We start from the raw sequence: 12,374 nt of genomic DNA on the forward strand, positions 1-12,374 counted from the left end.
CAAATAATCATGAATAACGAAAATATACAAGTACCAACTATGGCAGAATTAGCATCTAAAGGCGAGCAGGCTGAGGTGTTATTTTGGGTAGGATGTGCAGGTTCGTTTGATGACCGATATAAAAAAGTAACTAAGGCTTTTGTAAAGATCCTTAACAAGGTAGGGGTGAAGTTTGCAGTCTTAGGTGAAGAAGAAACTTGTACAGGCGACCCTGCAAGAAGAGCTGGAAATGAATTCCTGTTTCAAATGCAGGCAATGTCTAATATTCAGGTATTAGATGGCTATGGTGTGAAAAGAATTGTAACAGCTTGTCCTCATTGCTTCAATACTCTTAAAAATGAATACCCGGCATTGGGAGGTAATTATGAGGTAGTTCACCATTCTGAATATTTGCAAGAACTTATAGATGCAGGTAAGGTAAGAGTTAAAGACGGAGGAGGATTTAAAGGGAGAAAAATCACTTTCCATGATTCTTGTTTTCTTGGTAGAGCAAATAATATTTATGAAGCTCCACGTAAAGTTTTGGAATCACTTGATGCCGAGCTGGTAGAAATGAAAAGATGCCGTACCAAAGGATTATGCTGTGGTGCCGGGGGAGCTCAAATGTTCAAAGATGCCGAACAGGGTAAAAAAGAAATAAACGTAGAAAGAACAGAGGAAGCTTTGGAAACCGGAGCAAGTGTAATTGCTTCAGGGTGTCCTTTCTGTATGACAATGCTTACAGACGGTGTTAAAGCCAAGGAAAAAGAATCTTCTGTAGAAGTAAAAGATATTGCTGAACTTATTGCTGAAGCTGAAGATCTACTTTAATTTTACAATAAATTCCCCGAGACAGAAGCCGGGCATCTAACATAGATGTCCGGCTTTTTTTATACCTTAATAACGGTATCATTTGTTATTACATAAACCTGATCATCTTCTTTCACCTTCATATTATAAATCCCGGTGAAATCCCCATATGAAGGGAGTACTCCATTTGACTTTGAAAAGTAGAAACATTTTAACCTGATCGATTGCCGCCCGGGTCCTCTCATAACAACCCCGGGATGTATATGCCCAGCCAGATTGTAGAATTCATTTTCTTCTTCTAATGGATGATGAGAAAAGATAAAAGGTTCAACTATCAGAGGTTCTTTATAAACTTTTATCTGATATTTATCATACAGGAATGAAGGTAAAATGTCGTGATTTCCTGCTATCAGATGAAAATTTGTCCTTTCAAATTCGGTACTTAACTCTTCAAAAATTGTCCACTCATGGTTGTAATCACTGTGAAAAAGATCACCTAAAAAGTAAACATCTTTTGGTTGGTATTCATCAATAAGTTCGGCAAGCCGGCTCCAGTTGTTCATCACTCCACCTGCAGGCAAGGCAACACCATGTTTTCTGAAATGAGTAATTTTACCAAGGTGCAGGTCTGCAATTAACAATGCGGACTCCTTTTCCCAGAATATTCCTTTTTCAGGTAGAAGAGTTAATTTTTCTCCTCGAATATCGATCTTCACTTTATTCACAATTAATTTTTTTCACAATACTAGTCTTTTTCCAGCTCAATCTTCATTTTGGCTATCCGGTCTTCAAGTTTTTCAGAGCTTACTTTTTCTCTTGTACGATCAACCATAATCGGAAATGCAAATGGAGTTATTTTTTGAATGTTTTTAACGATGATTTCTTGTTTTTCGATTCTTTCCAACGCTTGTCTAAGCCTGTATTCTTCTAATTGAAACTCTAAAACTTCATTATATGATTGGTTCAGCAATAGATTATCAGGGTCATATTCTTTGAATACATCAAATACTAATTGTGATGAAGACTGAAGATGTTTTCCGGAGATGTTTTGCCCTGGAAATCCTTTAAATACTAACCCGGCAATGCTAGCAATGTCCCTGAATTTTCTTCGTGCCATTTCATTAGCATTAACTCCTGCCTGAATATCTTCTATAAGCCGGTGTGTTGATAAGAAATCATTATCCAGGGCTTCATTTACCGGGATAGGCTTATCAGAAAGTAGTTCAAAGCCATAATCATTCATTGCAATACTAAATGAAATAGGCTCAAGAAGACTCATCCTGTACGCAAATAGTCCGGCAATTCCTTCGTGAACAAGCCGCCCTTCAAAGGGGTATACAAACAGATGATAGCCTTCCTTGCTCCTGAAATACTCCATAAGTAATTGGTTACATTCAGGCACAATTGACCTTTCATTTTGAATATCTAAAAGCGGTTTGATTCTGGTCGTTTCGCTAAATTTTTCCTTGAACTCAGGATATTGGCTTACTTTTTCTCTTAAAAGCCCTGAAACCTGTGAGGAAAGCGGGATTCTTCCACCTTGCCAGCTAGGAACTTTTCCACTTTTCTTATTTGACTTTCGAACGTAGGCAATCATATATTTCACCCTGATTAGTTCAAGTGAATTTCCTGCAAACCAGAAAGTATCTCCAGGATTCAGGCTGGCAATAAACCACTCTTCGATTGAACCTATTCTTTTTCCAGAATTATATTTTATGGTCATGGAACTATCACTTACAATCGTTCCTATAGACATTCGATGTCGCATTGCTACCCTTCTGCTTTTCACGACATACAAACCATCTTCTACTTCAACCTTTTTATAGTCATCATATGCAGTAAGAGAATTTCCGCCGGTAGTAATAAATGAAAGAGCCCATAGCCATTCATCTTTGGTTATATCTGTAAAACTATAGGTAGATAATACCTGTTGGAAAACTTCATTCTGGTTAAAGCCACCACCAACGGCAAGGGTAACCAGATATTGAACCAGAACATCAAATGACCGGATATATGGAAGCCGGTCTTCGACAATTTCATTTTTAATTGCTGTTCTTAATGCGGCAGCTTCAAGTAGTTCAAGACTATGAGTAGGAACAAAATAAATTTTGGCAGTTTCTCCTGGTCGATGGCCACTTCTTCCGGCTCGTTGAATAAACCTTGCAACACCTTTTGGTCCTCCGATCTGGATAACGGTTTCCACAGGCCTGAAATCAACGCCAAGGTCAAGGCTTGAAGTACAAACCACCGCTTTAAGCTTTTCGTTATGTATTGCTTCTTCAACCCATGTTCTGAGATCCCTGTCAATTGAACCGTGGTGCATAGCCACCAGCCCAAGTAAATCAGGCGCAGCTGAAATTATTTTTTGATACCATATTTCTGATTGAGCCCTGGTATTTGTAAAAATCAATGTACTCCGACTATTCCGGATTACAGGAAGTACTTTTTCGAGCATTTTAATTCCCAGATGTCCGGACCAAGGAAGCTCCTCAACATTATCAGGAAGAATAGTTTCAACAATGATGTTTTTTTTCAGATTTGATCTTATCAATGTTTTTTCTTCTGAAGGGAAATCTGGTCCTAAAAGAACATCCATTGCCTGATCCATATTACCTATAGTTGCCGATATACCCCAGATACTTAGTTTTTCATCTGTTAAGTATTTAAACCGTGATAAGGCCAGTTCTGTTAGCACTGCTCTTTTAGATCCTAATAGCTCATGCCACTCATCAGCGATGAATACTCTTAATGTTGAGAAGAATTTATGATTGTTTTTTTGAGAAAGTAGAAGGTGTAAGCTTTCGGGAGTAGTAATTAAAAGTTGAGGAGGTTTTCTGTTTATAGCCTGCCTTTCTTTTGTAGAGGTATCTCCTGATCTTATTGCAACATTGAAATCATTTATATCCATTCCAGTTGCCAGTCTTTCAACTGCTTGTTTGATTTCGACAGTCAGGGCCCTAATTGGAGTAATCCATATAGCAAATACACCTTTCTGTTTTTTATTCTTTTGTTCCTTCCAGAGAGATAAAATGGGTACTGCTGCAGAATAAGTTTTTCCAGACCCAGTTGGGGCATTAATAATTCCGGATTTACCAGAATAAATTGCATTCCATGCATTTCGTTGGAAGTCAAATACTTGCCATCCATTGTTGTCGAACCAGTTTTGAGCTCTCTGAAATGCTGAATTCATCTTTTAAATTTCTAAAAAGGAATTTTTTGTTAACTTATAATATGATTTTAGCCTGAAAAAATATAAATATAGCTCATTGTATGCTCACATTTTATGATATGATTTGCATACGAGTTACAACCAATTAAATTTGTTATTGTTGGCAAGTTATATGTTTTTCTAAAATGCACAATTGCTAATCTATATGATATTGAAAGAAGGTATATACAAGTTTATGTTGGTAGGTGTGGCATCGTTTTTATTAACCTTGCCTTCTATTGAAGCTCAAAACTCAGTAAATAGTGTCTTGAAAGACGCCAAAAGATATATGGATGGAGGAAGTTATGATCTTGCTTCAGATTTGTTGAGTTATGCTGATTCGGTTGCAGAACCTAATGCTGATATAAAGTTTTATCTGGGAAAAAGTTATTTTCTGGATGAAAAAAGGCAAAAAGCGAATAAGGCATTTACTGAGTTAGTGGAAATGGGTGTCCCTGAAAACTATAATGCCGAAGTGAATTTTTATCTGGGGAGAATAAATCATTTCAATTACAATTTTGATACAGCGATATATTATTACAATCAATACATAAATCTGGCATCTAGCCCTGGATCTCCTGGATATAATGAAGACCTCGTTGAAGGAGGTGTTCAAAAATTTATCAGGGAGAGTTTGGTAGCAAAAGATCTTTATGAAAATAAGTTGACTCTGGATATTGAAAATGCAGGTAGTGCAATCAATTCTGAGTTTGCTGAATATGTACCTGTGCCTACTGCTGATGAATTAGAAATGTACTTTACCTCTCGTCGTGAAGGTGCATCAGGAGGAAAAAGAGATGTTGACGGAAGGTTTTTCGAAGATATTTATGTAGTTAGTCGAAGATCAGTTAATGAGCCCTGGTCACAGGCCAAACAGTTACCATCGCCAGTTAATACAAAAGGACATGATGCTAATGTTGGTTTAAGTTTTGATGGAAAGAAACTGATAATTTATAAGCCTGAAAATGGTGGTGATTTATTTTATTGTGAAAAACTTGGAGAAGATCAGTGGTCTGAACCAGTTCCATTAGAGGGGATAAATTCTTCGCATTGGGAAGCCAGTGCCTGTTTCACTAAAAATGGTGAATATATCTATTTTAGTTCTGATCGTCCGGGAGGGTTTGGTGGAAGTGATATTTATCGAGCCAGAAGATTAAGCAATGGTAAGTGGGGTAATATTCAAAACCTCGGACCGATGATCAATTCAAGTCTTGATGAAGATGCTCCTTACATGTATGTTGATAATGAAACATTGTTTTTCAGTTCAAAAGGGCATACTGGAATGGGAGGCTTTGACATTTACAGTACTACTTATGACCCTGAAGCTGATACCTGGTCTCCACCTAGAAATATTGGCTTTCCGGTGAATACTCCTGATGACGACATATATTTTAATCTGGCAGCAGGTGGAGCGAGAGGGTATTTTTCAAGTTTCAGAAAAGATGGCTATGGCGAGAAGGATATTTATGTACTGAGCAGACCAAATCAGGAAATGGATAAGTTCATGATGAAGTTAAAGTTTAGTGATAGAGTATCCCAAAAAACTGTTCCGGGAAGCATAATGGTTACAGATCCGGGTGAAGATGTTATTGCAGTATACAGGTCTAAGGATGTTTTTGGTCAGACATACGAAATACCTCTTACTTTCAATGAAAAATATGCGCTGACCGTTCAGGCGGAGGGATATTATACCTTGTATGAAAAATTTGAAGTTGATCAAAGGCCAGATCTTTTTCAGATAGTAATGGGAGTTCCAATGCTTGAAGATCTTAGTATTCTTTATGATGCTTCTGGTGATGAGATATTAAAAGATTCATTGATTATTAATGATGGTGAAGTTGTTTCTCTTGCAGCGATGACTGCAACAAATAGCCGGGTTAGGAAGAAGACTGAGAATATTGGGTATGTTTATTTTGCTTTTAATGATATTCAACCTGTAGATTCGTCAATGTCAGAGATCAAGAAGGTTAGTTATTTCATGAATGAAAATGCGAGTTCTACTGTTACAATCGTGGGATATACTGATGATGTAGGTTCCGAATCAGCAAATCAGCTCCTTTCCGTAAAACGAGCTGATCAGGTAGCAAAAATTCTTGAAGCTTTTGGTATAGCTAAGGATAGAATTAATGTAGAAGGAAGAGGGGAGAGCAATCCTTTGGGTGATAATTCAACAGACGAAGGGAGAAGTAAAAACAGAAGAGCATCATTTGTTTTTGATATAAAAGACAATGAATCAGAATAGCCTGATTCATTGTTGATCTGTTGTGTCTTCTGGAAAATCAAAATATTCTTCAGACAATTCTACCGTTCTGTCCTGATCGACGCCTTTGTTTTTAAAAGCATCAATAAGTTCCTTCTTTTCACCTTTGATATCTGTAGCTATTTTTTTGGTGACAGCTTTTGAGTCATAAACAATTTCATAATCATCTGTAGTACCAAGTATTCGCAAATGCAGTTTAGGACTTCCTGTTCCGTCATCTTCAACAGCTCCAAATACTTCGTCTTTATCTTCTCTGGCTCGTGAAAGTGGAACTATTACTTGATAGTTGATTACCTGGTCAAAATTGTGAATTCCTGAAACTTCAAGAGAGGTAATGTTTGTACCAACTGTCATTTTTGGCAGTGTAATTTGTTTGTTTTTAACAATAAGCTGGTTTTGCATATCATCAAATCGCAGGCGAGCAAGCGACTCTTCTTTTACAAATTTTGAAAGTGCCTGTAATGGTTCAAAATTATTCAGTTCACCATCTTTGATTTCAATATCAGCTGTACATGTAAACCTGTCTGATTTAAACTTAAGCTGCGAATCTAATACAATATGGCTTGAGACATAGGCAGTAACATTACCTTTTAGGTGTTTATCTTGCAGCCAGTCTTGACCGAAATTTTCGAAAACATAAAACACTTCATCAATTTTAATATTATTTACTCGTCCTCTGTTGTCAATTATGATACCTGATTCGAAGCGGTCGTCAATTTGCGCATCAAGTTCCAAAAATCCACCAAAACTATTTAGCCTCAGATTTTTGATTTGAGCTACTTTATCTTTCATAATAAGATTGCTGGTAAGGTTTGTAGCTTTAAATTTTCGGAATTTTATATTTTCAATATTACAGTCAAAATCAAGGTTGAACTTTTCAGGTAGACGAAGACTATATTGCTGACCTTCAGCAGTATTGATGTTTCCGCCTAATAATTCATCAAGGTCTATATTGTTAGAATGTAGATCAGACTCAATGGTGATTATTTGATTTCCTTTTTCAGTAAAAAGAGAGAAAATATAGTTTGCAAATCCATTAAGCCTGAAGTCACTGTTACCTATTTTTCCTTTAAGATCAGAAATAGCCAGTTGGTTGTTTTTTAATCTGAAATTTCCTTCAAAATCATTAAACCCATATTCAAAGCCCTTAACATTAAAACTAGTTTTTTCGATTTGAATCTCTCCAGTGGCATTTGCCCTTTGGAAAAGCTGGGATTTCATTTCTTCAACTCGCCCTTTTAAAGAAAAGTCAAAATGAACTTTTCCGTTTTTGGCACTGATATTATTGTCCGGAATAAAGGCTGTAAGGGCTTTTAGGTTGGCAGCACCCTTAAAAGAACAATCAATTAGAGGTGAATTGAAATTTACGACATCAATATATCCATGAATTTTTTCACCTCCAAACTCTCCTGAGACTGACTTAATGTTTAATTTGTAAGTGCTTTTTAAGTCAATATTTTCAGTTTCAAAATGACCTTGAAGCTGTGCGTTTTCAAATTTTGAATTAGTTTCAGGGTAGGTGATGTTAAATTTGTTACCGCTAAAGTCGATTCCCACACCAAAAAGATTTCCTGTTCCATTTATAGTGGCTACGAATTTCAAGTTACCAGATGATTGATAGGCAAGCCACGGCTCTGCCTGATCACCGGGTATAAATTGAAGCAGGTGATTTATGTTTGTGTCATCAGAAGATACAATTACCTTGGTAATGTCTTCTTTTCCAGACCAATCATAAAAACCATTTGATCTGTATTCAAAATTATCCATTTGAATAAGACCTTTTTCCCATAGTACCTTTTTGTTATTATTTAAATAGGTGATTTCTGTTTCAATATTTATAGGGATAGATTTTTCAAGAGTGTAGTTAGGTTCAATAATTTTTTCCCAAATAAAATTCCCATCAATAAAAATTTTGAGATCCGGTTTTAGTTCAACATCTACCTGCGTAAATAGTGAATTAGTTTGGTATATGGACGATCTTGAGTTATCGTAATAAGTTAATATCACATGGTCCAGAAAGATCTTTTCTAACTCAAGAGATGTATTTGAGTCAACCGTTGAGTCCTGTGCCCAGATTTGGTAATTATAAGTGTTATCGGGATTTCTCTCGATATTTATTTCTCCTTCCTGAATGATAATACTTTTAACAGATACCTCTCCGGTAATTAATTCGAACAAGCCAATGTTTACAAGGATTCTATCAACATCAATAAGAGTACTGCTAAAATTTGTTTTCCCTTGGCATTGCACATTAGAGAGTGAAATGGAAACCGAAGGGAAATGCCCAAAGATGGTAACATCTATGTTGTCTGTGTTTACCGGGACTTCAAGCTTCTTGTTGACAGTGGTTACAAATTCATTTATTATATCATCTTTAAAAATTTGGATGACTAGAAATAAAATAAGTGTAAGCCCGACAAAGATTGATGCTAGCCAGAAAAAAAATTTTTTAATAATACCGCTGGTCAAGTTTATATTCAAGTTTCTGATTTTCTTAATAATACGCCCTGATAAAAATATATACGTAAAATTGGGTAATAATATTTTTTAAAAAAAATTTTAATCAGTGTTTGCAAATATAAAATTGTGGGCTACATTTGCACTCCTGTTACACGAAACAGGGACACAAAATAAGGGCTCTTAGCTCAGTTGGTTCAGAGCACCTGCCTTACAAGCAGGGGGTCACTGGTTCGAATCCAGTAGGGCCCACAAAAAGCAATCTCAATAGAGGTTGCTTTTTTTTTTGACCAAAATCTACCGAAACCACCATGAAATATCATTGTTACATTCTTTATTCCAGAATACTAGATAAGTACTATGTAGGCCATACTGGAGATCTATTAACAGAAAGATTGAAGAAACACAATTCAAATCACAAGGGATTTACCGGGCGAGCGTTGGATTGGGAATTAGTATATCACGAAGAGTTCGAAACTAAGACAGATGCCTATGCCCGAGAGCGAGAAATAAAAGGATGGAAGAGTCGTAAGAAGATAGAAGCTCTTAGCTCAGTTGGTTCAGAGCATCCCGACCAATAAGTCGGGAGGGTCACTGGTTCGAATCCAGTAGGGCCCACAAAAAGCAATCTCAATAGAGGTTGCTTTTTTTTTGACCAAAATCAACCAAAACCACCATGAAATATCATAGTTACATTCTTTATTCCAGAATACTAGATAAGTACTATGTAGGCCATACTGGAGATCTATTAACAGAAAGATTGAGGAAACACAATTCAAATCACAAGGGATTTACCGGGTGAGCGTTGGATTGGGAATTAGTATATCACGAAGAGTTCGAAACGAAGACAGATGCCTATGCCCTTGAGCGAGAAATAAAAGGATGGAAGAGTCGTAAGAAGATAGAAGCTCTTAGCTCAGTTGGTTAATAGCATCCCGACCAATAAGTCGGGAGGGTCACTGGTTCGAATCCAGTAGACCCGGATCAAATATAAACCTAAGCTATTAAGCTTTGGGTTTTATTTGCAGGACCGGGTTTCTGGATCACTTCTAGTAATCCAGTAGGGCCCACAAAAAGCAATCTCAATAGAGGTTGCTGTTTTTTTGACCAAAATCAACCAAAACCACCATGAAATATCATTGTTACATTCTTTATTCCAGAATACTAGATAAGTATTATGTAGGCCATACGGGGGATAAGTTATCAGAGCATTTGCGAAAACACAATTCAAATCACAAGGGATTTACCGGGCGAGCGTCGGATTGGGAATTAGTATATCACGAAGAGTTCGAAACTAAGACAGATGCCTATGCCCGAGAGCGAGAAATAAAAGGATGGAAGAGCCGTAAGAAGATAGAAGCTCTTAGCTTAGTTGGTTAATAGCATCCCGACCAATAAGTCGGGAGGGTCACTGGTTCGAATCCAGTAGACCCGGATCAAATATAAACCCAAGCTATTGAGTTTTGGGTTTTATTTGCAGGACCGGGTATCTGGATAACTTCAAGTAATCCAGTAGGCCCATGACGATAAATGTCAGGGATAGATGCCCACAAAAGCAATCTCAATAGAGGTTGCTTTTTTTTTGACCAAAATCAATCAAAACCACCATGAAATATCATTGTTACATTCTTTATTCCAGAATACTAGATAAGTACTATATAGGTCATACGGGAGATGAAAATGAGCTCTTGTGTCTATTAAAAACAAATCATAAAGGTCTTACATGAAAAGCAAATGACTTTCTCGCTTTTTAAAAAAAAAACTGTCATGGAATAAATATTTATCAATAATATTGAATCGAATGTATTATAATTGTGGCTTTATTTTAGAGCTGGGATATTTTTTTTGATGATTATTTATAATTACTAGGATTTTTTTTATATTGGTTAGATTTCATTTTTTTAGAAATCGATTATTTACGATCCCATACAATAAAGTCTTCATATAGCTTAATCCCACTTTAGACTTTTTATACCCTTAATTAAGGGTTTAACCTGAAAAGGAATTTTTTTAACATATATAACCATGAAGTATATTCTTTATTTATTATTTGCTGTCTCCTTTGTGGGCAATGTATTTTCTCAGGAGAAAAATTCAGAAGAAGAAGTTAAAATACTTAGTTTATCTGAACTTATGAAAATCAGAATAAAGCAAGTTGCCTTATTAGATGTACCCCATACACATTCTAAAGGAGAGGTAATGTTATCATATCATTATATGCAAATGAATATGAAAGATACACGCAGTGGAATGGATGATGTTACCACTGAAACGGTATTAGAGAATTATATGGTTTCTCCGGAGCAAATGAAAATGGATATGCATATGTTTCATTTAATGTATGCACCATCTGATCGGTTTACCTTGATGTCCATGTTTTCTTACAATAAAAATGAAATGGACCTGGTAATGATGAATGGAATGAAATTCACAACCGAAAGTAAGGGGTTTGGTGACCTTCAAATCTCTGGTCTGTACACTCTCCTTGAAAAGAACTCTGGTAGGTTAGTAGGAAGTTTAGGTTTAAGTATTCCTATCGGATCAATTGATGAAACGGATGCAACCCCAATGAATGTAGAAGGTCAGAAATTACCATATCCAATGCAGATAGGAAGTGGAACTGTTGATCCAACAATTTCTACAACATATTTTGTAACAAATGAAAAGTATGGTTGGGGTTTTGATATGAGGAATAAATTTCGACTATATGATAATTCAAATGATTATAATTTCGGTAATTTATTTAAAGCAACAGCTTGGTATTCAAGAATTTGGAGTGAAGTATTTATAACTACGTTTAGAGTTGACTTTGCTAATCAATCTAAAATTAGTGGGAAAGATCCTGATTTAAACCCTATGATGGTTTATACTGCAAATCCTGATAATATGGGCGGAACCACAGTTTTGGGTGGTTTGGGTTTTAATATTAACCCTGGAGGTAGAATGAAGGGTATTAGATTTTCAGTTGAAAGTAAGCTACCATTGTACCAAAAAACAAGTGGCTATCAGATGAAAACTCAGAACATTTTTAAGCTCGCTTTAACATATGTTTTTACTAAGTCTTAATTATAAATAACATGTTAAAAAAAACCACATCCTGAAGATGTGGTTTTTTTGATTCTGTTTATTTTCCTTCACTCCATGGTGGCGCAATATTATTTGATCTTGCATAAGCTATTAACTGCCCCATATGTTCTTCACAATGACCAAAAGCAATTAGTAAAACAGACCTAAGAGTCATTTGGCTTCCAAAAACATCTACCATATTATCCAGTTTATCTTCAGGTATTGACATCACACTATTAATCATGTGATCATAAGATTTTTTAAGAGCTTCTATACTTGCTTCCTTTCCAACTATGTTCATGTTTCTTGGATCAATTCCAGCCGGTATCTCTACTCCTGCAAAGGTTGGGAAGAAATAATTTGCCCCGGTAATATGCAACACAACATCATTTACAGATCTGATATCATCCGCAGGTCTCCATCCATAATCTTGAGCAGGGATAGCTTCGGCAAGTGAAATTACTTTATCAGAGTTGGCTTTAATCATTCCGGCAAGGTCCTTTTGAAAAGAGCTTTGTGAAAAGAGTAATGCAGGAATAACCATTAATAGTGGGAGTAATAGTTTTTTCATGATATGTTTTTTATTTAAGTTAA

Annotated in this window: 11 protein-coding genes and 2 tRNA genes; 9 read left to right on the forward strand and 4 right to left on the reverse strand. The window is 36.1% G+C overall.

Features of this window, described 5'->3' with window-relative positions:
- Positions 1–9 precede the first annotated feature (9 nt).
- On the forward strand, positions 10–810 hold the full coding sequence (locus HH304_RS02200) for a (Fe-S)-binding protein (protein ID WP_169677805.1): 801 nt from the start codon (positions 10–12) through the stop codon (positions 808–810).
- Positions 811–869: 59 nt separating this feature from the next.
- On the opposite strand, the gene pdeM is transcribed toward HH304_RS02200, so the two are convergent.
- Both pdeM and HH304_RS02210 read right to left on the reverse strand, forming a co-directional pair.
- A complete protein-coding gene (pdeM, locus tag HH304_RS02205) occupies positions 870–1,514 on the reverse strand; it encodes a ligase-associated DNA damage response endonuclease PdeM (RefSeq protein ID WP_169677806.1) in 645 nt (214 codons plus the stop codon).
- 20 nt (positions 1,515–1,534) lie between these two features.
- Entirely contained in the window at positions 1,535–3,979 is a 2,445-nt protein-coding gene (locus HH304_RS02210) for a ligase-associated DNA damage response DEXH box helicase (RefSeq protein WP_169677807.1), read from the reverse strand.
- 184 nt (positions 3,980–4,163) lie between these two features.
- Between HH304_RS02210 and HH304_RS02215 the strand changes: the two genes are divergently transcribed.
- Positions 4,164–6,239 (forward strand): OmpA family protein, encoded by a 2,076-nt coding sequence (locus tag HH304_RS02215; protein WP_169677808.1) that lies wholly within the window; start codon positions 4,164–4,166, stop codon positions 6,237–6,239.
- A 6-nt stretch (positions 6,240–6,245) separates the two neighbouring features.
- Here the strand turns inward: HH304_RS02215 and HH304_RS02220 are convergent, their stop codons facing one another.
- Positions 6,246–8,726, reverse strand: coding sequence for an AsmA family protein (locus HH304_RS02220; protein ID WP_169677809.1), 2,481 nt, complete (start codon positions 8,724–8,726; stop codon positions 6,246–6,248).
- Between the two features lie 165 nt (positions 8,727–8,891).
- Between HH304_RS02220 and HH304_RS02225 the strand changes: the two genes are divergently transcribed.
- The 7 genes from HH304_RS02225 to HH304_RS02250 all read left to right on the forward strand — a co-directional run bounded on the left by HH304_RS02225 (position 8,892) and on the right by HH304_RS02250 (position 11,780).
- Positions 8,892–8,966, forward strand: a tRNA-Val gene (locus tag HH304_RS02225).
- A 59-nt stretch (positions 8,967–9,025) separates the two neighbouring features.
- Positions 9,026–9,295, forward strand: coding sequence for a GIY-YIG nuclease family protein (locus HH304_RS02230; protein ID WP_169677894.1), 270 nt, complete (start codon positions 9,026–9,028; stop codon positions 9,293–9,295).
- Positions 9,255–9,332 (forward strand) — tRNA-Trp (locus tag HH304_RS02235). The genes HH304_RS02230 and HH304_RS02235 overlap by 41 nt, the downstream gene beginning before the upstream one ends.
- A gap of 58 nt (positions 9,333–9,390) precedes the next feature.
- Complete coding sequence (locus tag HH304_RS21365; protein WP_333908728.1) at positions 9,391–9,516, forward strand: GIY-YIG nuclease family protein; 126 nt, start codon at positions 9,391–9,393, stop codon at positions 9,514–9,516.
- A gap of 3 nt (positions 9,517–9,519) precedes the next feature.
- Complete coding sequence (locus HH304_RS21370) at positions 9,520–9,642, forward strand: hypothetical protein (protein ID WP_333908729.1); 123 nt, start codon at positions 9,520–9,522, stop codon at positions 9,640–9,642.
- A gap of 200 nt (positions 9,643–9,842) precedes the next feature.
- Entirely contained in the window at positions 9,843–10,094 is a 252-nt protein-coding gene (locus HH304_RS02245) for a GIY-YIG nuclease family protein (protein WP_169677810.1), read from the forward strand.
- A 645-nt stretch (positions 10,095–10,739) separates the two neighbouring features.
- On the forward strand, positions 10,740–11,780 hold the full coding sequence (locus HH304_RS02250) for a transporter family protein (protein WP_169677811.1): 1,041 nt from the start codon (positions 10,740–10,742) through the stop codon (positions 11,778–11,780).
- 58 nt (positions 11,781–11,838) lie between these two features.
- Here HH304_RS02250 and HH304_RS02255 read toward each other — a convergent pair whose 3' ends face one another.
- Entirely contained in the window at positions 11,839–12,351 is a 513-nt protein-coding gene (locus tag HH304_RS02255) for a DinB family protein (RefSeq protein ID WP_169677812.1), read from the reverse strand.
- Positions 12,352–12,374 lie beyond the last annotated feature (23 nt).

It is taken from the genome of Marinigracilibium pacificum (assembly GCF_012926615.1).
GTDB classification, from domain to species: domain Bacteria; phylum Bacteroidota; class Bacteroidia; order Cytophagales; family Cyclobacteriaceae; genus Mangrovivirga; species Mangrovivirga pacifica.

Coding starts and splice junctions, on each gene's coding strand:
- HH304_RS02200 (WP_169677805.1), top strand. CDS start 10: ATGAATAACGAAAATATACAAGTACCAACTATGGCAGAATTAGCATCT.
- HH304_RS02210 (WP_169677807.1), bottom strand. CDS start 3,979: ATGAATTCAGCATTTCAGAGAGCTCAAAACTGGTTCGACAACAATGGA.
- HH304_RS02215 (WP_169677808.1), top strand. CDS start 4,164: ATGATATTGAAAGAAGGTATATACAAGTTTATGTTGGTAGGTGTGGCA.
- HH304_RS02230 (WP_169677894.1), top strand. CDS start 9,026: ATGAAATATCATTGTTACATTCTTTATTCCAGAATACTAGATAAGTAC.
- HH304_RS21365 (WP_333908728.1), top strand. CDS start 9,391: ATGAAATATCATAGTTACATTCTTTATTCCAGAATACTAGATAAGTAC.
- HH304_RS02245 (WP_169677810.1), top strand. CDS start 9,843: ATGAAATATCATTGTTACATTCTTTATTCCAGAATACTAGATAAGTAT.
- HH304_RS02250 (WP_169677811.1), top strand. CDS start 10,740: ATGAAGTATATTCTTTATTTATTATTTGCTGTCTCCTTTGTGGGCAAT.
- HH304_RS02255 (WP_169677812.1), bottom strand. CDS start 12,351: ATGAAAAAACTATTACTCCCACTATTAATGGTTATTCCTGCATTACTC.